Here is a 21,986-nt window from a genome sequence, read left to right on the forward strand (position 1 = left end):
GATGGATTTTTCGCTGCTGCTCTCCAACCTGCCGTACCTGCTCGTCGGCGCGTTCCCGGAAGGTCCGCTCGGCGGCGCCGCGCTGTCGCTGGTGCTTGCGATCGCGTCGGCCGCTGCCTCGGCCGTGCTCGGCATCGCGCTCGGCGTCGCGATGGCGCTCGCGCGCGGCCCCGTACGCGTGCTGCTGCTCACGTTCATCGGGTTCTTCCGCGCGATTCCCGTGCTGATGCTGATCTTCTGGACGTACTTCCTGATGCCCGTGCTGCTGCACATGGATGTGCCGGGGCTCGCGACGGTCGTGTGCGCGCTCGCGCTCGTCGGCGGCGCGTATCTCGCGCATGCGGTGCATGCGGGCATCGTCGCCGCGGGCGACGGCCAATGGCAGGCCGGGCTGTCGCTCGGGCTCACGCGCTGGCAGACGGTGCGCCACGTGCTGCTGCCGCAGGCGATCCGGATCATGACGCCGTCGTTCGTCAACCAGTGGGTCGCGCTCGTGAAGGACACGTCGCTCGCGTATATCGTCGGCGTGCCGGAGCTGTCGTTCGTCGCGACGCAGGTGAACAACCGGCTGATGGTGTATCCGGCGCCGATCTTCCTGTTCGTCGCGGCGATCTATCTGGTGCTGTGCACGTCGCTCGACGGCGCGGCGCGCTGGCTGTTGTCGCGCGGCACGCGTGCGCAACACGTCGAGCAGGCGACGGCCGAGCGCACGGAGCCCGCGCGGTGACGGTGTGCCACGGCCGTGGCGAACGGCCAGTGAGGACGCGCTGGTGAATATCCGCAGTTGACGGCACACCGGGCAGGTCGTGCCCGGCGTGCAGTACGGACAGCAACGGTGGATGGCCGGCCGCCTGCACCGCCGCTTCCGTAGCGACGGCGGGCGGCACGTGCGTCACGACGCCGAGTAGTGCGTGTTGAAGACCGCGCGCAGCGTCGATTTGTCGGTTGCGAAATCGCCCCACAGCGGCCCGTCGTTCTGCGCGAACGCGAACGGCGCCGTATTGATCGACGCGAGGCGGAAGCGCCATTGCGCGGCTTCCTGGCGGAACGCGGTGAGCTGCATGTCGGACAGCGCCGTCTGCGCGCTGGCGAGCGTGACGAGCGGGTCGACCGGATCGTTCGCGACGCGCACTTCGAAATGCAGGTGCGGGCCCGTTGCGGCGCCCGTCATCCCGACCGAGCCGAGCCGCTGGCCCTGCTTCACGGTTTCGCCGGTCTTGAGCCCGTGCGCGAACGCGGACAGGTGCGCGTAGTAGGTCGAGTAGCCGTCCGCGTGATCGACGATCACGTAGCGGCCGTAGCCGCCCGGATCGGTGCCGACGAACGACACCACGCCGTCGGCCGCCGCGTCGACGGGCGTGCCGCTCGGTGCGGCGAGATCGACGCCCGTGTGGAACGCCATCGCCTGCGACAGCGGATGGACGCGCTCGCCGAAGAACGAGCTGATGCGCGTCCACTTGACCGGCATCGTGAACGCGGCGGCTTCGAGCGGCGAACCGTCGAGCGTGTAGTACGCGCCGTGCTCGGCACCCGGCGCGCGGAACCAGATCGCGCCGAACGTGCGGCCGGCGACGCGCAGTTCGAGCGCGGTGAGGCGCGGCGTGCCGTCGGTCGTGTCGAACGCGACGCGGTAATAGTCGCCGCGCTGCGCACTCGCGCGCATCGCGACCTTGCCGGTGACGAGATCGCCGAGCTGGATGCGCACCTCGGGCGGCACGTCGAGCCGGTTCAGCGTATCGGACAGCGTGAGCTCGATGTCGCCCGCGCGCATCCCGTGCTGGTTTTCGGGCGGCGCAAGCTGGAACAGGCTCGCATAGCCGAGCATGTCGTTGCGGTGTGCGCTGAGCGGCGCGAACAGGCCAGGCTGCAGGCTGCGGTCGTTGCGTTCGCCGTGTTCGTTGCGCTCGCCGAGCGTGCGGGCGAGCTCGCTCGTCACGAAATGCTGCGCGGTGGGAAACGGCGTGTCGGACAGCACGCGCTGCGGCAGCACGGCCGTGCCCGAGTCGACGGCGCCCGGCAGTTGCGATACGGCCGGCAGCGCGGCGGCAAGGCCGAGGGCGGCGAGAGCGCCGAGCACGGCGGCCGGCACGAGCGCGCGCACGACGCGCTGCGCGCGGCCGGGCGCGAAAGCATCAGGAGTTGCGGCAGGCTTGACCAAGGTGTCCACATCCAGGAAAGCGGTTCAAAGGGGTGTGGGCAGGGGCCGCCGGCGGCTCAACCGTCGAATGGCGACGGGGCGGGCGGCGGGCGTGCAACAAAACAGGCCCCGCCAGGGGCCTGTGTCGTTTCCGTTCGACCCAACGCGCGGGGCGGGCCCGCTTCGAACGGCGGCGTGTTTACCGGGTCGAACCCGGTTATCACGAAGACGCTAAAGAATGATGACAGCGTCAGTCTACCGATGTTCCGCGAAACGTTAAAAATTTTAAAGGGGGTCAGCTCATTCGTTTCGCAGTGCGGTAAATCGGGTTAAATCAGAATTTGTTACGATAATTTTCGTCAGCTCGGCAATTTTTGCGCGCGGCCGCGCAACGCGGCGGACATGCGGACGGCGTCGAAGCCGGCGTCGAGCATCGCTTCGGCGTCGTTCCACAGATTGCCGCGCAGCCGGTTGGTCCAGATCATCGACGCGAACACGCCTTCGAGCAGCGACACGAGATAGACGGCGGCCAGGTGCACGTCGAGATCGGCGGCGAGTTCGCCGGCCGCGATCGCGCGGCGCAGCAGCGCCTTCGTGATTCGCAGCATCTGCAGCTCGAGCAGCATGCGGCGCCGCTGCAGCGCGCCGTTTTCCTCGCTCTGCTCGCACTTCGTATAGAGGATCACGAGCACGCGCTGCATCGGGCCCGGCTCGCCGCATTCCTGCAGATAGTGGGACGCGGCACGCCGCAGCGTGGCGAGCGGCGGCAGGCCGTCGCCCGCGTCGAAACCTTCCGACGTGCGCGCGAACGCGCGGTCGCACATCGCGAGACACACTTCCATCTTGTTGCGGTAGTGGCCGTAGACGGCGCCCCGCGACATCCCGGCGGCCTCGGCGAGGTCCGCCATCGCGGTTTGCGCGACGCCTTTCTCGAGCAGCACGAGCTCGGCGGCGTCGAGGATCCGGTGCTTGATGGCGAGCGATTCTTCCCGGGTCTTGCGGGCCATGTCGTGAGTTTCCTTACAATTCGCTGTCGTTTTATTGAGACAGTGTGGCGGTCAGGTTGAAACAGCGTTTATTTAATCAGTCGTGACTGATTATAATCGACCACCCTGAGCCGCCGCATTTTATCGGCGGCGAACGATCCGAGGTCACCATGAATAACAACAATTGCTTCCTGTCGCGCTGCCGCCGGCTGGCGCCGTTCACGCTGGCGGCCGCGCTCGTCGTGGCCGGATGCGGCAAGGGCGAGCAGGACGCGGAGAAAGAGACCGCGAAGCAGGCGACCGTCGTCACGGTGCGCCCGACGGCCGTGCCGATGACCGTCGAATTGCCGGGCCGGCTCGACGCGTACCGGCAGGCGGAAGTACGCGCGCGGGTCGCGGGCATCGTCACCGCGCGAACCTACGAGGAAGGCCAGGAAGTGAAGCAGGGCGCGGTGCTGTTCCGCATCGATCCCGCGCCACTGAAGGCCGCGCGCGACGCCGCGCAGGGTGCGCTCGCGAAGGCGCAGGCCGCCGCGCTCGCGGCGAGCGACAAGCGCCGCCGTTACGACGACCTGGTGCGCGACCGCGCCGTCAGCGAGCGCGACCATACCGAGGCCGTTGCCGACGACACGCAGGCGAAAGCCGGGGTTGTATCCGCGAAGGCCGAGCTCGCGCGTGCGCAGTTGCAGCTCGACTATGCGACCGTCACCGCGCCGATCGCGGGCCGCGCACGGCGCGCGCTCGTGACCGAAGGCGCACTCGTCGGCCAGGACCAGGCGACGCCGCTCACGACCGTCGAGCAGCTCGATCCGATCTACGTGAACTTCTCGCAGCCGGCCGCCGACGTCGACGCGCTGCGCCGCGCGGTGAAGAGCGGCCGCGCGACCGGCATTGCGCAGCACGACATCGAGGTGACGCTGTTGCGCGCCGACGGCAGCGCGTATCCGCTGAAGGGCAAGCTGCTGTTCAGCGATCTCGCGGTCGACCCGACCACCGACACCGTCGCGATGCGCGCGCTGTTCCCGAATCCCGAGCGCGAGCTGTTGCCGGGCGCGTATGTGCGGATCGCGCTCGACACGGCGGTCGACCAGCGGGCGATCCTCGTGCCGCGCGACGCGCTGCTGCGCACGACCGATCGCACGTCGGTGCGCGTCGTCGGCGCGAACGGCAAGGTCAAGGACGTCGAGGTCGCGGCCGACCAGATGAGCGGCCATGACTGGCGCATCACGCGCGGCCTGACGGGCGGCGAACGCGTGATCGTCGACAACGCCGCGCAGTTCGCGCCCGAGACGGCCGTCAAGCCCGTCGAGAAGGCGCCGCCGTCGAAGGCGGCGCCGGCAGCGGCCGCTTCGCACGCGGCCGCCCGTCAAACCTGACCGGTTCAAACCACCATGGCACGTTTCTTCATCGATCGCCCCGTCTTCGCGTGGGTGATCGCAATCTTCATCATGCTGGGCGGCATGTTCGCGATCCGCGCGCTGCCCGTTGCGCAATACCCGGACATCGCGCCGCCCGTCGTCAGCATCTATGCGACCTACCCGGGTGCGTCCGCGCAGGTCGTCGAGGAATCGGTGACCGCGCTGATCGAGCGCGAAATGAACGGCGCGCCGGGGCTGATGTATACGTCCGCGACGAGCAGCGCCGGGATGGCGTCGCTGTACCTGACGTTCAAGCAGGGCGTGAATGCCGATCTCGCGGCCGTCGAAGTGCAGAACCGGCTAAAGACGGTCGAGGCGCGCCTGCCCGAGCCCGTGCGCCGCGACGGCATCCAGGTCGAGAAGGCCGCCGACAACATCCAGCTCGTCGTGTCGCTCACTTCCGACGACGGCCGGATGACCGACGTGCAGCTCGGCGAATATGCGTCGGCGAACGTCGTGCAGGCGCTGCGCCGCGTCGACGGCGTCGGCAAGGTGCAGTTCTGGGGCGCCGAATATGCGATGCGGATCTGGCCCGACCCGGTGAAGATGGCCGGGCACGGCCTCACCGCGTCGGACATCGCGTCGGCGGTGCGCGCGCACAACGCGCGCGTGACGATCGGCGACATCGGCCGCAGCGCGGTGCCGGCCAGCGCGCCGATCGCGGCGACCGTGTTCGCCGACGCGCCGCTGAAGACGCCGGCCGATTTCGGCGCGATCGCGCTGCGCACGCAGGCCGACGGCTCCGCGCTGACCCTGCGCGACGTCGCACGCGTCGAGTTCGGCGGCAACGACTACAACTATCCGTCCTACGTGAACGGGAAGGTCGCGACCGGGATGGGCATCAAGCTCGCGCCGGGCTCGAATGCGGTGTCGACCGAGAAGCGCGTGCGCGCGACGATGGACGAGCTGTCCGCGTTTTTCCCGCCGGGCGTGAAGTACCAGATTCCGTACGAGACGTCGTCGTTCGTGCGCGTGTCGATGAACAAGGTCGTCACGACGCTGATCGAGGCCGGCGTGCTGGTGTTCCTCGTGATGTTCCTGTTCATGCAGAACCTGCGCGCGACGCTGATCCCGACGCTCGTCGTGCCGGTCGCGCTCGCGGGCACGTTCGGCGTGATGTATGCGGCCGGCTTCTCGATCAACGTGCTGACGATGTTCGGGATGGTGCTCGCGATCGGCATCCTGGTCGACGATGCGATCGTGGTGGTCGAGAACGTCGAGCGGCTGATGGTCGAGGAAGGGCTCGGCCCGTACGACGCGACCGTCAAGGCGATGAAGCAGATCAGCGGCGCGATCGTCGGGATCACCGTGGTGCTGACGTCGGTGTTCGTGCCGATGGCGTTCTTCGGCGGCGCGGTGGGCAACATCTACCGGCAGTTCGCGCTGTCGCTCGCGGTGTCGATCGGTTTCTCGGCATTCCTCGCGCTGTCGCTGACGCCCGCGCTGTGCGCGACGCTGCTCAAGCCCGTGTCCGGCGACCATCACGAGAAGCGCGGTTTCTTCGGCTGGTTCAACCGCTTCGTCGCGCGTGCGACGCAGCGCTATGCGACACGCGTCGGCGCGATGCTGAAGAAGCCGTTGCGCTGGCTTGTCGTGTACGGCGCGCTGACCGCGGCCGCGGCACTGATGCTCACGCAGCTGCCGACCGCGTTCCTGCCCGACGAGGACCAGGGCAACTTCATGGTGATGGTGATCCGGCCGCAGGGCACGCCGCTCGCGGAAACGATGCAGAGCGTGCGCGAGGTCGAGTCGTATATCCGCACCGACGAGCCGGCCGCGTATACGTTCGCGCTCGGCGGTTTCAACCTGTACGGCGAAGGGCCGAACGGCGGGATGATCTTCGTCACGCTGAAGAACTGGAAGGAGCGCAAGGCCGCGCGCGATCATGTGCAGGCGATCGTCGCGCGCATCAACGAGCGCTTCGCGGGCACGCCGAACACGACGGTGTTCGCGATGAATTCGCCGGCCCTGCCCGATCTCGGCTCGTCGAGCGGCTTCGACTTCCGGCTGCAGAACCGCGGCGGGCTCGACTACGCGACGTTCAGCGCCGCGCGCGAGCAGCTGCTCGCGGCGGGCGGCAAGGACCGCGCGCTCACCGACCTGATGTTCGCGGGCACGCAGGACGCGCCGCAACTGAAGCTCGACATCGATCGCGCGAAGGCGTCGGCGCTCGGCGTGTCGATGGACGAGATCAACACGACGCTCGCGGTGATGTTCGGCTCGGACTATATCGGCGACTTCATGCACGGCACGCAGGTGCGGCGCGTGGTCGTGCAGGCCGACGGGCTGCACCGGCTCGATCCGGACGACGTGAAGAAGCTGCGCGTGCGCAACGCGCGCGGCGAGATGGTGCCGCTCGCGGCGTTCACGACGCTGCACTGGACGATGGGGCCGCCGCAGCTCACGCGCTACAACGGCTATCCGTCGTTCACGATCAACGGCTCGGCCGCGGCAGGCCACAGCAGCGGCGAGGCGATGACCGCGATCGAGCGGATCGCCGCGAAGCTGCCGGCCGGCATCGGCTACGCGTGGTCGGGGCAGTCGTTCGAGGAGCGGCTGTCGGGCGCGCAGGCGCCGATGCTGTTCGCGCTGTCGGTGCTGGTCGTATTCCTCGCGCTCGCGGCGCTCTACGAGAGCTGGTCGATCCCGTTCGCGGTGATGCTGGTCGTCCCGCTCGGCGTGATCGGCGCGGTGCTCGGCGTCACGCTGCGGACGATGCCGAACGACATTTATTTCAAGGTGGGGCTGATCGCGACGATCGGGCTGTCCGCAAAGAACGCGATCCTGATCGTCGAAGTCGCGAAGGATCTGGTCGCGCAGCGCATGTCGCTCGTCGACGCCGCGCTCGAGGCCGCGCGGCTGCGGCTGCGGCCGATCGTGATGACGTCGCTCGCGTTCGGCGTCGGCGTGCTGCCGCTCGCGTTCGCGTCGGGCGCGGCATCCGGCGCGCAGATGGCGATCGGCACCGGTGTGCTCGGCGGCGTGATCACGGCGACCGTGCTCGCGGTGTTCCTCGTGCCGCTGTTTTTCGTGATCGTCGGCCGCCTGTTCGACGTCGGCCCGCGCCGGCGCGGCGGCACGCAGCCGGCGACGATGGAGGGATCGCAATGATGTTTGCGCTGAATGCACGCGCTGCGCTGCGGGCGCCGCTCGCGCTGGCCGCCGCGCTCGCGCTCGCCGGCTGCTCGCTCGCGCCGCGCTACGAGCGGCCGGCGGCGCCGGTGCCGGCGGCCTATGCGCCGGCCGATGGAAGCCTGGGGCCGGCTGCGGCACCTGATGCGACACCTGCCGATGCCGCGCTGCTCGACGACTGGCATGCGTATTTCACCGATCAGGCGCTGCAGGCGTGGATCGACGCGGCGCTCGCGAACAACCGCGACCTGCGGATCGCGGCCGGCCGGCTCGAGGAGGCGCGCGCGCTGTACGGCGTGCAGCGCGCGGACCTGATGCCGTCGGTCGATGCGAATCTCGGCTATGAACGCACGCGCCAGTACGACCCGGTCGTGCGCGAAAGCGCGATCAGCGGGCTGTATCGCGCGGGCGTCGGCGTCAGCGCGTACGAACTCGACCTGTTCGGCCGCGTGCGCAGCCTGTCCGACGCGGCGCTCGCCGAATATTTCGCGACGGCGGACGCGCAGCGCACGGTCCGCATCGGCGTGATCGCCGAAGTGGCGGGGGCGTATGTATCGGAGCGCTCGCTGTACGAGCAGCTCGCGCTGGCGCAGCGCACGCTCGACGCGCGCGTGCACATGGCCGCGCTCACGCAGCGCCGCTACGCGGCCGGCACGAGCGACGCGATCGAGCTGCGCTCGGCCGAGATGCTGGTGGCGTCCGCGCGTGCGTCGCAGGCCGCGCTGCAGCGCGAGCATGCGCAGGCCGTGCGGGCGCTGCAATTGCTCGCGGGCGATTTCGCGCGCAACGTGCCCGGCGACGCGACCGCGCTCGACACGTTGTCGATCGCGCCCGTGGCGCCCGGCGCACCGAGCGCGCTGCTCGAACGGCGGCCGGACATCCGGCAGGCCGAGGCGCGGCTCAAGGCCGCGAACGCGCAGATCGGCGCCGCACGCGCGGCGTTCTTCCCGCGCATCGCGCTGACGACCGACTACGGCTCGGTCAGCGACGCGTTCTCGAGCCTGTTCGCGGCCGGCACGAGCGTGTGGACGTTCGCGCCGCGCATCACGCTGCCGATCTTCGCGGGCGGACGCAATCGCGCGAACCTCGACGTCGCGAACGCGCGCAAGCACATCGCGGTCGCCGAATACGAGAAGACCGTGCAGACCGCGTTCCGCGAAGTGGCCGACGCGTTCGCCGCGCGCGACTGGATCGATCGCCAGCTTGCCGCGCAGCAGGACGTCTACACGGCGGACGGTGCGCGGCTGAAGCTCGCGGAGCGCCGTTATGCGGGCGGCGTCGCGACGTATCTCGAACTGCTCGACGCGCAGCGCAGCACGTACGAATCGGGGCAGGAGCTGATCCGGCTCAAGCAGCTCAGGCTCGCGAACGCGATCGCGCTGTATCGCGCGCTTGGCGGCGGCTGGGCGCCGGCGTCTGCGTCGGCGGAGGTCGCGGCTTCCGCATGATGCGCGTCGCCTGACGCCGCAGCGCGCCGGGCAACGAGACGGCGGCCGCACGATTCGACGTGCGGCCGCCGTTTCCCGTTTCGATCGACATCGTTGCCCGCTGCATCGCCGATCGCTATCGGCGTTAGCTTCCGCTGTCGGGCAAGTCGTCCAGACCGTTTTCATACCGCGGCAGTGCGGAAGGGCATCTTCCGGAACGGCCCGCATCCGGCGATCGATCGTGTCGCCTCCCGGCGCAAACATGTGCCGCGCATCTTCCTTTTTCATCTCGTCCATTCAGACACGCGCATCGCGTGCCGACGGCCGCGCAAATATCTGATTCTCGATCGGTAATTGACGGTCGAATTAATTCGTGTATTGGAATTAATTCCGGCGGCAAAGTGTCGCAGTAAAACGTTTGTATTCATTTCGCAATCGTTTGCGCAATAAATCGAAGTTGCTGAAAGCCGACGTTAATTTCCTGTCAGTTGAAAATGATTTGATATTGATGTTGCCGTCCGACAACGATGGCGGCATTGGACAACGTTTTGTCTTTTTCGGATCGGGGCCGATATGAACCAATACCAGTATGGGTGAGGACGATTATGAGGAATGCAGGAGAAAAATATCGTTAATCTTCAATCGGTTCCGTGGAGCAAAAGAGAACTTCAGGTGAAATCGGTGAGATTAAAAATTGTCGAGAATGAATGTGATTTGTAAGATGCAAATGGAACATTGTCAGGGATATTTAACAATGATTTACAAAAAACTTTCACGACTATCTCGATAATGCCGCCTCGTGACGGACGGGAGCCACCACACGCTGCCTTTTGTATCCGCCACGTCGTCCATTCCCTTTGCAATTCTCACGGAAAACGTCATGAAAAAATCCCTCCTGACCGCTGTCGCACTCGCGGCCCTGTCGACCTCGGCCTTCGCAGCGGGCACCGGCACGATCAACTTCACGGGCGAGATCGTCGCGGGCGCGTGCGGCATCGATTCGGGCTCGGTCAACCAGACCGTGAACCTCGGCAAGGTGCCGACCAACGTGTTCAAGCAGGCTGGCGACAAGTCCACGCCGACCAATTTCGACATCAAGCTGACCGACTGCGACACGAGCATCGCGCAGAACGCGTACTTCACGTTCACGGGCACGTCGAGCGCTGGCCAGCCGAAGCTGCTCGCCACGATCGGTTCGGCAACCAACGTCGGCATCCGCCTGCAGGCCGCGTCGGGCGAATACCTCGACAACGGCGCCGAGCAGAAGGCTCCGACCGTGCTGCAAAACGGCACGAACATCGCACGCTTCGCAGCGATGTACGAAGCGACGGCAGCCGGCGTGACGCCGGGTACCGCCGACGGCGTCGCGAACTTCACGGTCCGCTACCAGTAAGCGTCCGTATCGGAGGAGGGGTGCGTGCATCCCTTCCTCCTTCTTCTTTCCTTCCTGTTTCCTTCTCCTCGGATTTCCGGTAGCACCGCGTGCGAATCAGACATTCCTTCCTTTGCGTCTCCGTGCTGGTCGTCGGCAGCCAGAGCCATGCGACGGAATTCAATGCGTCGTTTCTCGATATCGACGGAACGAGCAATGTCGACCTGTCGCAGTTCTCGCAGGCCGACTTCACGCTGCCGGGCGAGTACATGCTCGATGTGCAGGTCAACGACCTGTTCTACGGGCTGCAGTCCATCGAATTCATTGCCGTCGATGCGTCCGGCGCGGGCAAGCCGTGCCTGCGGCCGGAGCTCGTCGCGCAGTTCGGGCTGAAGCCGTCGCTCGCGAAGGACCTGCCGCGCTTCCAGGGCGGACGCTGCGTCGACCTCGGTGCGATCGAGGGGGCGACCGTGCGTTACCTGAAGAGCGACGGGCGGCTCAAGATCACGATTCCGCAGGCCGCGCTCGAATTCACCGATTCGACCTACCTGCCGCCGGAGCGCTGGTCCGAAGGGATTCCCGGCGCGATGCTCGACTATCGCGTGATCGCGAACACGAACCGCAACTTCGGTGCGGGCGGCGGGCAGACGAATTCGATCCAGGCCTACGGGACGATCGGCGCGAACTGGGATGCATGGCGCTTTCGCGGCGACTACCAGGCGCAGTCGAACGTGGGCAACACGGCGTACGCGGACCGCACGTTCCGCTTCAGCCGGCTTTACGCATTTCGCGCGCTGCCGTCGATCCAGTCGACGGTGACGTTCGGCGACGACTACCTGAGCTCCGACATTTTCGACACGTTCGCGCTGACGGGCGCGTCGATCCGCAGCGACGACCGCATGCTGCCGCCTTCGCTGCGCGGTTATGCGCCGCTGATCGCGGGCGTCGCACGCACCAATGCGACCGTGACCGTGTCGCAGGCAGGCCGCGTGCTGTACGTGACGCGCGTGTCGCCGGGTGCATTCGCACTGCAGAACATCAACACGAGCGTGCAGGGCACGCTCGACGTGGCCGTCGAGGAAGAAGACGGCAGCGTGCAGCGCTTCCAGGTGACGACGGCCGCCGTGCCGTTTCTCGCGCGTACCGGGCAGTTGCGCTACAAGGCTGCCGTCGGCAAGCCGCGCCTGTTCGGCGGCGCCGGCATCACGCCGTTCTTCGGCTTCGGTGAAATCGCATACGGCCTGCCGCTCGACGTCACGGTGTACGGCGGCTTCATCGCCGCATCGGGCTATACGTCGATCGCGCTCGGCGTCGGCCGCGATTTCGGCACGTTCGGCGCGGTGTCGGCTGATGTCACGCATGCGCGGGCGCGCCTGTGGTGGAACGGCGCGACGCGCAACGGCAACTCGTACCGCGTCAACTATTCGAAGCACTTCGACGGGCTCGATGCCGACGTGCGCTTCTTCGGCTACCGGTTTTCGGAGCGCGACTACACGAACTTCGCGCAGTTCACGGGCGACCCGACCGCGTACGGCCTCGCGAACAGCAAGCAGCGCTACTCGGCCACGATGTCGAAGCGCTTCGGCGACACGTCGACCTATTTCTCGTACGACCAGACGACCTACTGGGCGCGCTCGTCCGAGCAGCGCGTCGGCCTCACGCTGACGCGTGCGTTCTCGGTCGGCGCGCTGCGCAACCTGAACGTCAGCGTGTCGGCATTTCGCACGCAGAGCGCGGGCGCGAGCGGCAACCAGTTCTCGATCACCGCGACGCTGCCGATCGGCGGCCGCCACACCGTCACGTCGAACCTGACGACAGGCAGCGGCAGCACGAGCGTGAACGCGGGCTACATCTACGACGATCCTGATGGCCGCACCTACCAGGTCAACGCGGGCGCGACCGACGGCCGCGCATCGGCGAATGCGAGCTTCCGCCAGCGCTCGTCGGCGTACCAGCTCACGGCACAGGCGTCGACGCTCGCCAATGCGTATGCGGCCGCGTCGCTCGAGGTCGACGGTTCGTTCGTCGCGACGCAGTACGGCGTGTCCGCGCACGCGAACGGCAACGCGGGCGACACGCGGCTGCTGGTGTCGACCGACGGCGTGCCCGACGTGCCGCTGTCCGGCACGCTCACGCATACCGATTCGCGCGGCTATGCGGTGCTCGACGGCATCTCGCCGTACAACGTGTACGACGCGACCGTCAACGTCGAGAAGCTGCCGCTCGAAGTGCAGGTGACGAACCCGATCCAGCGCATGGTGCTGACCGACGGCGCGATCGGCTTCGTGAAGTTCGCCGCCGCGCGCGGCAGCAACCTGTACCTGACGCTGACCGACCCGGCCGGCAAGCCGCTGCCGTTCGGTGCATCGGTGCAGGACGCGGCGAACGGCAAGGAGCTCGGCATCGTCGGCGAGGGCGGTGCGGCGTTCCTGACGCAGGTTCAGCCGAAGTCGTCGCTCGCGGTGCGCGCGGGCGAACGCACGCTCTGCACGGTCGACGCGCTGCCGAACCAGCTCCAACTCGAAGGCACGCCGATCCCGGTGACGTGCCAGACGCCCGGCGAGTCGCACGCAGCGGCCGCGCGGGTCGAACGATGAATCCACGGATCCTGCGATGAAAAACTCTCTTTCCCTTTGCTTCCCGCGCCGCGTGTCGTGCGCACTCGCGACCGCCGGCGCGCTGCTCGCGGGCGCCGCGCATGCAGCGATCGTGCCGGACCGCACGCGCGTGATCTTCAACGAAGGCGAGCAGGCCGCGATCGTCACGATCACCAACAAGAGCACGACGTATCCGTATCTCGTGCAGTCGTGGCTCGAGGACGCGAAGGGCAACAAGATCACGTCGCCGCTGATGGTCGTGCCGCCGCTGCAGCGCGTCGAGGCGAACGAGCGCAACGTGCTGCGGATCGCGAAGCTGCCGGGCACCGAGTTGCCGGCCGATCGCGAATCGGTGTTCTACCTGAACATCCGCGAAGTGCCGCCGAAGACCGATACGCCGAACACGCTGCAGATCGCGCTGCATACGCAGATGAAGCTGTTCTACCGGCCGAAGGCCGTGCAGCCCGCGCGCGACGAGGACTGGACGCTGCCGATGACGCTGCGTGTCGACGCGGCCGCGCACAAGCTGGTGTTCGACAACCCGACGCCGTACCACGTGACGGTGGTCGACGTGAGCTCGGGCGCGCAGAAGACGCCGGTGCCGATCGAGCCGGTGATGGTGAGCCCGATGAGCACGGCCGACGTGCCGTTCAAGGCTGCGACGCCGTCGACGCTGTTCGTCACGCATATCGACGATTACGGCGGCCAGGTGGCGGTCGAGTATGCGTGCGACGCGGGGGCTTGCAAGAGCGTGAAGAAATGAGCGGGGAAATGCGTCATCGGGAATCGCCGGCGGCATGGTTGCGCTGGGTCGTGCTCGTGCTGCTGGTCGCGGCCGTGCAGCCCGCGTGGGCACTGCGCTGCCTGACCAACAGCGGCGCGACTTCGTTGACCGAGCCGATCGGCGGTGTTGCGTCGTATCCGACCGACGCGCCGGACGGCTACGTGATCTGGGTGTCGCCGGTGCGCACGACGTCGGGGTACTGCTACAAGGACCTGGGTGACGACGGCAGCCTGAAGGTCGTCGACAACATTTACTTCTACGCGAATCCGAATCGCACGAACCCTGCGGCATGGGGGCTCGAGATCGGCATCCGCTACAAGGGCGTCGACTATTTCGACAAGACCAGCAATCGCGGCGGCGGGGTGTTTACCGGGTATTCGGTGCCGCCGTGCAGCAGGTACGACTTCGACCGCGGGCGCTGCCAGCAGACGCGCATCAGCATCGACTATCAGGTCGTCGTGCGCAAGAAGGGCAACTGGGTCCAGCCGCCGAGCGATATCTATACGGTGTTCCAGTTCGACGGCGAGTTCGGGCTGAATGCATTCGGCACGAGTTTCCAGTACCGCCTGAGCGGCCTGCGCAACCTCAAGCCGACGCCGTGCTTCGTCGACGTACTCGTGACGCCCGAACCGGGCATCGTCAATTTCGGACAGGTGCAGGCGGTCGGCAACGGCTTCCTGCCGGCGGTGCCGCGCAAGCGATTCTCGTTGTCGCTGACCAAGAAATGCAACGTCGCGGTGCGCGTCGACGGGTACTTCGAAACGAGCTATCCGGTTCGGAACGGTTTGCTGGTACCCGCGAAGGACAGCAATTTCGGCATCGGCATCGAAGACAGCCAGGGCAAGGCGATTCCGTTCAACGAACAGTTCACGCTGACGCAGTTTCCATCCAATGTGATGAATCAGAGCGTGCTGATGGACGCGGTGCTGAAGTCGTTCGGGCCGCCGAAGATCGGGCGATTCGATGCGACGGCGACGATCCGGTTGTTCATCTATTGACGCATGCGTGCGCGGCCGGCGCCCGACAGTCGGCCGCAAGCCGTCAACCCGGCGCCGGCATTGCCCGGCGCCTTTCACGTCGAAAGCTTATGCGATGTCGCGGCCGGCATCGCACGATCGCGTTCGCTCGAACAACGATCCCGTCAATTGTTCAGACAAATCCTGACAGCCGGAAGGGGTATCTCGTAATCGGATTGAGAATGATTTGCGTTTACGTTAAATTGCGCTATCTCAGAATTTGACGGAGCAGATCGATGGCGATGGCGGAAGTGCTCGACCGACCCGCGGCGGCAACGGCAAACCCGTTCCTCGGCAGTTATCCGGACCTGCCGTTGCGCGCCGCGCCACGCGCGCGCCGTGCCGCGGAGCCCCGCGCGCAGGGCGCATTGCTCGACGTGCTGATCTCGCATCGCGCGATGCTCGTCAATGTCGCGCGCGGCTTCGTCGGCTGTGCGAGCCGTGCCGAGGACGTCGTGCACGACGTATTCGTGAAGCTCGTCGAATTCCCGAACCAGGACGCGGTGCGCCAGCCGGTCGCTTACGTGACGCGGATGGTGCGCAATGCGTCGATCGACGCGTGCCGCCGGCAGAGCCTCGAAAACGTCTATCACACGGAAGAGGACGACGGCTTCGACGTGCCGTCGCCGGAGCCGTCGCCGGAAGCCGCGCTGATGACGCGCGATACGCTGCGGCGCGTGTGGGCCGCGCTCGACGACCTGCCCGCGCGCAGCCGCGCGGCCTTCGAGATGGTGCGGCTGCGCGAGGAGACGCTGCAGACCGCGGCGCGCGCGCTGAACGTATCGCAGACGCTCGTGCATTTCATGGTGCGCGACGCGGAGCGCCACTGCGCGGAATGCCTCGACGCGTGCCATCGCGGCGTCGCGTGCCCGGTGTTCCTGGGCGGCCGTGCGCGGCGGCGGTAAAAAAACGCGCCGGCCAATCGTCTATCAGACAGGAGCGGCGCAATCCGCCGCTTCGCATCCTTCAACCGCCTCCTGCTTTTTTCCGATCATGACGCAAGCCACGACGCCTTCCGCCGACACCGACGATCTCGTCTACACGGTCGTCATCAACGACGAAGAACAGTATTCGATCTGGCCGACGTTCCGGCCCGTGCCGGCCGGCTGGCGCGAGGTCGGCGTGAGCGGCCCGAAGGCCGACTGTCTCGCGCACATCGAGACAGTCTGGACCGACATGCGCCCCGCGAGCCTGCGCCGCGCAATGGACGGCGAGCGCGCGGCGCGCGCCTCGTGACCCTCAGCGCCGCGACCCGGCGCGCCACCTGAAGAGGACGTTGCATGACCCTGCTTTCGTTGCCGACGCTCGACGACCTGCGTATCGAGCCGGGGCTGCCCACCGTCGTGTCGCCGCGCGGCAGCGACGGGATGTCGATCGACGACGTCGCGCCGCTGGCGCGCGAGATCGCGACCGACACGCTCGAACGGGCGGGCGGCGTGCTGTTCACGGGCTTTCACGTGCCGTCGATCGACGCGTTCCAGCAGTTCGCGGCATCGTTCGGCGATCCGCTGATCGGCTATGAATACGCGTCGACGCCGCGCAGCCAGGTCGAAGGCGCGGTCTACACGTCGACCGAATACCCGCCGCACCGCGCGATTCCGCTGCACAACGAGCAGTCGTATACGCGCGAATGGCCGCTGCGGATCTGGTTCCACTGCGCGCTCGCGGCGCCGAAGGGCGGTGCGACGCCGATCGCGGACAGCCGCGCCGTGTACCGCGCGCTCGATCCGGCGCTGATCGCGCGCTTCGAGCGGCGCGAGCTGCTGTACGTGCGCAATTTCGGGCAGGGGCTCGACCTGCCGTGGCAGCAGTCGTTCGGCACCGACGAGCCGGCCGAGGTCGAGCGGATGTGCGCGGCGCGCGGCATCGAATGCGCATGGCGCACCGACGACGACGGCGAGCTGCTGCTGCGCACGCGTGAACGCTGCCAGGCCGTCGCGCGCCATCCGCGCACCGGCGACCGCGTGTGGTTCAACCAGGCGAACCTGTTTCATCTGTCCGCGCTCGACGACGACATGCAGGAAGCGCTCGTCGATGCGGTCGGGCTCGAGAATGTGCCGCGCAACGTGTACTACGGCGACGGCGAGCCGCTCGAAGCCGATGCACTTGCCGAGATCCGCGGCGTGCTCGACCAGCAGCGCATCGTATTCCCGTGGCGCACGGGCGACGTGCTGATGCTCGACAACATGCTGACCGCGCATGCGCGCGACCCGTTCGAGGGGCCGCGCAAGGTCGTCGTCGCGATGGCGCAGAGTTACACGGTCCCGCGCGCGACCGAACGGAGGACCGATGACGCGTAGTACCGCCGCGCTTGCCGCGCGCGGATTGACGGTAGGTTATCGCGACCATGTCGTGATCGACGGGCTGGACCTGTCGATTGCGGCCGGCCGCGTGACCGCGCTGTGCGGGCCGAACGGCTGCGGCAAGAGCACGCTGCTGCGCACGCTCGCGGGCCTGCAGCCCGCGCGTGCCGGCCATGTCGAAGTGAACGGCGAGCCGCTCGCGTCGTTTCGCCGTCGCGCGCTCGCGCGCGAACTGACGATGCTCGCGCAGTTCAACCAGATTCCGTCGGGCCTCACGGTGCGCGAGCTCGTCGCGTACGGGCGCTATGCGTACGGCGGCTTCCTGCGCGGCCTGTCGCGCGCCGACCATGCGGCGATCGACGAGGCGCTCGAGACCAGCGGCCTTGCGGACGATGCTGGGCGCGACGTCGGCGCGCTGTCGGGCGGCGAACGCCAGCGTGGGTGGATCGCGATGGCGCTCGCGCAGCAGGCGCCGATCGTGCTGCTCGACGAGCCGACCACCTATCTCGACATCCATCACCAGCTCGACATCCTCGATGCGCTGCGCGCTCTGAACCGCGCGCGCGGGTTGACGATCGTGTGGGTGCTGCACGACCTGAACCAGGCGGCCGCGTACAGCGACGAGATCGTGCTGATGCGCGCGGGCCGCCTCGTCGCGCAGGGCTCGCCCGACGCGATGCTCGATCCGGCGCGGCTGCGCGCGGCGTTCGGCGTCGAGATGCTGAAGCTCGCGCATCCGCAGACGGGCGCGCCGATGTGCGTGCCGGCCTACGGGCCGTCCACATCCGACACACCGCAGGCGGCAGGCGTCTTCGACCGGGATCTCGCCGTATGACGACGTTCGCGATGCGCAAGCGCCTCGCGGCGACGGGGAAGGGCGCGGCCACCGGCCGGGCCGGCACGATTGCGATCGGCCTCGTCGCGCTGATCGCGATACTCGCGGCGCTGCGCGTCGCACCCGATTTGCGCGTGTGGTGGGCGGCGGCGCCCGGCAGCGACGCCGCCGCGCTCGCGCACGTGTTCCTGTTCGACCTCAACCTGCCGCGTGTCGCGGCCGCGCTCGTCGCAGGCGGCTGCCTCGGCGTCGCGGGCGCGTTGTTCCAGTCGCTCACGCGCAATCCGCTCGCGTCGCCCGACCTGCTCGGCGTGACGGGCGGCGCGCAACTAGGCCTGCTCGCGGCGATGCTCGTGCCGGCACTGGCGGGCGTCGCATCGGTGCCGCTGCTGTTCGTGTGCGGGCTGGCCGCCGCTGCAGTCGCGATTGTCGCGGCCGGCGGATGGCGCGCGACGCCGTTGCGGCTCGTGCTCGCGGGCAGCGTGTGCATGCTGCTGTTCGCGGCGCTGTCGACGCTCGTGCTCGCGTTGTTCGAGCAGAACATCGCGGGCGCCGCGCTGTGGACCAACGGCAGCCTGTACCAGCCGGGCGCGACGGGCCTCGCGCTCGCCGCGCGCTGGCTCGTCGTGCCGCTGATCGCGCTGCCGTTCGTGATCCGGCCGCTGAACCCGCTCACGCTCGGCGACGATGCCGCGGCCGCGGCCGGCGTGCGCGTCGATGCGACGCGGCTCGCCGCGACGCTCGTCGCGGTCGCGTTCACGAGCGTGGCCGTCAGTATCGCGGGCCCGCTGTCGTATGTCGGCCTCGTCGCGCCGAACCTGCTGCGCCAGGTGCGCGGTGCGCGCACGGCGCGGCTCGGCGTGCTGGTGCCGCTGTCGGCGCTCGCCGGCGGCGCGCTCGTGCTCGTCACCGACAGCGCTGTGCTCGTGTCGGGACTCGACGCGACACTGTCGACCGGCGTCGCGATCGCGCTGGTCGGCACGCCGCTGATGCTCGCGATGATCCGGCGCGGCGCCGCATGGTCAGGCGTGCTGCACGCGGATGCCGAACGCACGGCGGGCGGCGGCTCGACGCGGCTCGTCGGCTGGCTCGAACGGCTCGGCTGGCCGCTGCGCACCGCGCTGTTCGTCGTGGTCGGTGCGCTGGTGGTGTTGATCGGCGTGTCGGCCGGCCCCGAGTGGCTGTCGCCCGCGCGCTGGTCCGCCGTGCTGCACGGCCAGGATGCGCTCGCGCGGATGCTGATCGACCTGCGCATGCCGCGCCTGCTGTGTGCGCTGCTCGCGGGCGCGCTGCTGGCCGTGAGCGGCGTCGCGATGCAGAGCGTCGTGCGCAATCCGCTCGCGGGCCCCGAAGTGCTCGGCGTCACGCAGGGCGCGGGGCTCGTCACGCTGTTCGCATTGTCGACGTGGCCGCTGATGGGCCATGTGACGCTCGCGGCGGCCGCGCTGATCGGCGGCGGACTGTCGCTCGCGATCACGCTCGCGCTGAATCACCGGCATCGTTATGCGCCGCTCGCGGTGGCGCTGACCGGTATCGTGATCGGCGCGCTGTGGACGACGCTCGCGCAATGGCTGATCACGCAGCAAAGCGTGCAGCCCGCGCGCTTCGTCGTGTGGCTCGTCGGCGGCACCTATGGCCGCAGCTGGGGCGAGGTGTCGATGCTGCTGCCGTGGTGCGTGCTCGCGGTACCCGTGTTCGCGTGGCTCGCGCGACCGCTCGACATGCTCGCACTCGGCGACGACCAGGCGGCCGCGCTCGGCCTGCCGGTGGCCGCGCTGCGGCCGCTCGCGCTGACGATCGCGACGCTCGCCGCATGCGCGGCCGTCGCGGCGGTCGGGCCGGTCGGCTTCATCGGGCTGATGGCGCCGCACGTCGCGACGATGCTCGGCGCACGCCGGCATCGCACGCGGCTGTGGCTCGCGGCCGCATGCGGCGCGCTGATCCTCGGCGCCGCGGATCTCGCGGCGCGCACGGTCGTCGCGCCGCGCGAAGTGCCGGCCGGCGTGCTGACCGCGCTGATCGGCGCGCCGTACCTGCTCGGGCTGCTGATCCTCGAGGGGCGCCGCGCCCGGCGCGCGGGGCGATGACGCCGTCGCTCGACGGCGTGCGCGCCACGCGCTTCTCGGCGTTCGCGCCCGAACCGTTCGCCGAACATCTCGACGTCGTCTGGCTCGGCATGCCCGACGACACGCACGCGCCGGGCCGCATCGTCGTGCCCGTCAGCGCGTTGCCCGAGCATCGCGAGGCCGTGCTCGACGCGATGGTCCGCCATTACGGCGGCGATCCGGCACAGCATGCGCGCGCGCTGATCTCGCAATGGAGCAAATACTATTTCGGCCGTGCGGCGCCGGCCGGTGTCGTCGCCGCGCTGACGCTCGGCCGGCCGCTCGACATGGCGCCCGAACGCACGTTCGTCGCGCTCGACGACGGGATGCCCGCCGCGCTGTATTTCGCGGCGGACGCGCTCGGCGCGCCGTGCGACGATCCCGCGCCGCGCTATGCGGGGCTCGTCGCGCATCTCGGCGCGGTGATCGATCTGCTCGCGGCGATGGGCCGCGTCACGCCGCGCGTGCTGTGGAGCAACGCGGGCAACCTGCTCGACTATCTGCTCGACACCTGCCGTTCGCTGCGTTGCGCGGCCGATCCCGTGCGCGACGCGGGCTGGCTGTTCGGCTCGACGTGCTTCGCGTGCGAACCGAATCCGCTGCGCATGCCGGTGCGCGACGCCGTGCCGCGCTCGCCGCTGCTGCCGACGCCGTTCCGCGTGCGCCGCGTGTGCTGCCTGCGCTACGAAATTCCTGGAGAAACGCAACTGTGTGGAAGCTGCCCCCTGCTATTGACGATGGACGACGCGGCGCTGGCCGGGCAGGACGCGATCCGGTGACGGATGCCGGCCGCCGGCACGCGTTGGGTGCGCTCGCCGTGCTCGGTGCCGCGTGCTGCGGCGTGTTTTCCGCGTCGGCCGGTGCGGTTGCCGTTGCCGGTGGCGGGCCCGGTACGCCGGGCGCCGTGTCGCTGGCCGGCAACCCCGTCGTGTCGCAGGCGAGCGCGAAGATGCCCGTGCGGCCGCAGCGCGTGGTCGCGCTCGACTTCATGTTCGCGGAAAGCGTGGTCGCGCTCGACCTCGTGCCGGTCGGGATGGCCGATACCGCGTTCTATCCGGGCTGGCTCGGCTACCAGAGCGACCGGCTCGCGCACGTGACCGACATCGGCTCGCGGCAGGAGCCGGGGCTCGAGGCGATCGCGGCGGTCAAGCCCGACCTGATCATCGGCGTCGGCTTCCGGCATGCGCCGATCTTCGACGCGCTCGACCGGATCGCGCCGACGATCCTGTTCCAGTTCAGCCCGAATGTTTCCGACGGCGGCGTACCCGTTACGCAGCTCGACTGGATGCGGCAGATCTTCCGGACGATCGGCGCGGTGACGGGGCGCGACGCGCGCGCGCAGGCGGTCGATGCGCAGCTCGACGCGGGAATCGCGCGCAATGCGGCGCGGCTCGCGGCAGCGGGAAGAAAGGGCGAGCGCATCGCGCTGCTGCAGGATCTCGGCTTGCCCGACCGTTACTGGGCCTATACGGGCAACAGCACGTCGGCCGGCCTCGCGCGTGCGCTCGGGCTCGATCCGTGGCCGAAGAAACCGACGCGGGAAGGCACGCTGTACGTGACGTCGGCCGACCTGCTCACGCAGCGCGACCTGGCCGTGCTGTTCGTGACCGCGTCGGGGATGGACGTGCCGCTGTCGGCGAAACTCGATTCGCCGGTGTGGCGCTTCGTGCCCGCGCTGCGCGACCGCCGGATCGCGCTCATTGAGCGCAACATCTGGGGATTCGGCGGGCCGATGTCGGCGCTGAAGCTGGCCGACGTGATGACCGATACGATGCTGAAGCTGCCGGCCGTGCGTTGAGTGCGCGGCGGTTTGTCGGCGGATAACGCCGCTTTGACGGACGTGGCGTTGTCATCGGCATCAGGGTGGATGGTCT

At 68.4% G+C, this 21,986-nt stretch carries 17 protein-coding genes; 15 read left to right on the top strand and 2 right to left on the bottom strand.

The window, feature by feature from the left end; all coding sequences use genetic code 11:
* Position 1: 1 nt before the first annotated feature.
* Positions 2 to 727 (top strand): amino acid ABC transporter permease, encoded by a 726-nt coding sequence (locus ACM6JT_RS25825; RefSeq protein WP_217589700.1) that lies wholly within the window; start codon positions 2 to 4, stop codon positions 725 to 727.
* Between the two features lie 165 nt (positions 728 to 892).
* On the opposite strand, the gene ACM6JT_RS25830 is transcribed toward ACM6JT_RS25825, so the two are convergent.
* Entirely contained in the window at positions 893 to 2,158 is a 1,266-nt protein-coding gene (locus tag ACM6JT_RS25830) for a M23 family metallopeptidase (protein WP_034184128.1), read from the bottom strand.
* A gap of 338 nt (positions 2,159 to 2,496) precedes the next feature.
* Positions 2,497 to 3,144 carry a TetR family transcriptional regulator gene (locus ACM6JT_RS25835; protein ID WP_407971489.1) on the bottom strand — a complete coding sequence of 216 codons (648 nt, stop codon included), beginning with the start codon at positions 3,142 to 3,144 and terminating at the stop codon, positions 2,497 to 2,499.
* 149 nt (positions 3,145 to 3,293) lie between these two features.
* On the opposite strand from ACM6JT_RS25835, the gene ACM6JT_RS25840 reads away from it, so the two are divergent.
* The 14 genes from ACM6JT_RS25840 to ACM6JT_RS25905 all read left to right on the top strand — a co-directional run bounded on the left by ACM6JT_RS25840 (position 3,294) and on the right by ACM6JT_RS25905 (position 21,910).
* Positions 3,294 to 4,499, top strand: coding sequence for a MexX/AxyX family multidrug efflux RND transporter periplasmic adaptor subunit (locus ACM6JT_RS25840; protein WP_243565569.1), 1,206 nt, complete (start codon positions 3,294 to 3,296; stop codon positions 4,497 to 4,499).
* Between the two features lie 15 nt (positions 4,500 to 4,514).
* Positions 4,515 to 7,652 carry a multidrug efflux RND transporter permease subunit gene (locus ACM6JT_RS25845; protein ID WP_414857558.1) on the top strand — a complete coding sequence of 1,046 codons (3,138 nt, stop codon included), beginning with the start codon at positions 4,515 to 4,517 and terminating at the stop codon, positions 7,650 to 7,652.
* Positions 7,652 to 9,121 carry an efflux transporter outer membrane subunit gene (locus ACM6JT_RS25850; protein WP_414857653.1) on the top strand — a complete coding sequence of 490 codons (1,470 nt, stop codon included), beginning with the start codon at positions 7,652 to 7,654 and terminating at the stop codon, positions 9,119 to 9,121. Before ACM6JT_RS25845 ends, ACM6JT_RS25850 begins: the two co-directional genes overlap by 1 nt.
* An 859-nt stretch (positions 9,122 to 9,980) precedes the next feature.
* Complete coding sequence (locus ACM6JT_RS25855; RefSeq protein ID WP_034184132.1) at positions 9,981 to 10,493, top strand: fimbrial protein; 513 nt, start codon at positions 9,981 to 9,983, stop codon at positions 10,491 to 10,493.
* A gap of 122 nt (positions 10,494 to 10,615) precedes the next feature.
* Positions 10,616 to 13,069 carry a fimbria/pilus outer membrane usher protein gene (locus ACM6JT_RS25860; RefSeq protein ID WP_217589848.1) on the top strand — a complete coding sequence of 818 codons (2,454 nt, stop codon included), beginning with the start codon at positions 10,616 to 10,618 and terminating at the stop codon, positions 13,067 to 13,069.
* A 16-nt stretch (positions 13,070 to 13,085) separates the two neighbouring features.
* Positions 13,086 to 13,832, top strand: a complete 747-nt coding sequence (locus ACM6JT_RS25865) for a molecular chaperone (RefSeq protein ID WP_414857559.1) — start codon at positions 13,086 to 13,088, stop codon at positions 13,830 to 13,832.
* Complete coding sequence (locus tag ACM6JT_RS25870) at positions 13,829 to 14,851, top strand: fimbrial protein (protein ID WP_105390207.1); 1,023 nt, start codon at positions 13,829 to 13,831, stop codon at positions 14,849 to 14,851. Before ACM6JT_RS25865 ends, ACM6JT_RS25870 begins: the two co-directional genes overlap by 4 nt.
* Positions 14,852 to 15,105: 254 nt before the next feature.
* On the top strand, positions 15,106 to 15,774 hold the full coding sequence (locus tag ACM6JT_RS25875; protein WP_034184136.1) for an RNA polymerase factor sigma-70: 669 nt from the start codon (positions 15,106 to 15,108) through the stop codon (positions 15,772 to 15,774).
* A gap of 88 nt (positions 15,775 to 15,862) precedes the next feature.
* Positions 15,863 to 16,105: an MbtH family protein gene (locus tag ACM6JT_RS25880; protein WP_034184137.1), complete on the top strand. Its 243-nt coding sequence runs from the start codon at positions 15,863 to 15,865 to the stop codon at positions 16,103 to 16,105.
* A gap of 44 nt (positions 16,106 to 16,149) precedes the next feature.
* Entirely contained in the window at positions 16,150 to 17,169 is a 1,020-nt protein-coding gene (locus ACM6JT_RS25885) for a TauD/TfdA family dioxygenase (RefSeq protein WP_034184138.1), read from the top strand.
* Positions 17,159 to 18,007, top strand: a complete 849-nt coding sequence (locus ACM6JT_RS25890) for an ABC transporter ATP-binding protein (RefSeq protein WP_414857560.1) — start codon at positions 17,159 to 17,161, stop codon at positions 18,005 to 18,007. The genes ACM6JT_RS25885 and ACM6JT_RS25890 overlap by 11 nt, the downstream gene beginning before the upstream one ends.
* Positions 18,004 to 20,094, top strand: coding sequence for a Fe(3+)-hydroxamate ABC transporter permease FhuB (gene fhuB, locus ACM6JT_RS25895; protein WP_414857561.1), 2,091 nt, complete (start codon positions 18,004 to 18,006; stop codon positions 20,092 to 20,094). The genes ACM6JT_RS25890 and fhuB overlap by 4 nt, the downstream gene beginning before the upstream one ends.
* Positions 20,091 to 20,891, top strand: a complete 801-nt coding sequence (gene fhuF / locus ACM6JT_RS25900) for a siderophore-iron reductase FhuF (RefSeq protein ID WP_414857563.1) — start codon at positions 20,091 to 20,093, stop codon at positions 20,889 to 20,891. Before fhuB ends, fhuF begins: the two co-directional genes overlap by 4 nt.
* Positions 20,888 to 21,910, top strand: coding sequence for an ABC transporter substrate-binding protein (locus ACM6JT_RS25905; RefSeq protein ID WP_105390202.1), 1,023 nt, complete (start codon positions 20,888 to 20,890; stop codon positions 21,908 to 21,910). The genes fhuF and ACM6JT_RS25905 overlap by 4 nt, the downstream gene beginning before the upstream one ends.
* Positions 21,911 to 21,986 lie beyond the last annotated feature (76 nt).

It is taken from the genome of Burkholderia sp. IT-111MI5, assembly GCF_949752865.1.
Classification (GTDB): domain Bacteria; phylum Pseudomonadota; class Gammaproteobacteria; order Burkholderiales; family Burkholderiaceae; genus Burkholderia; species Burkholderia pyrrocinia_C.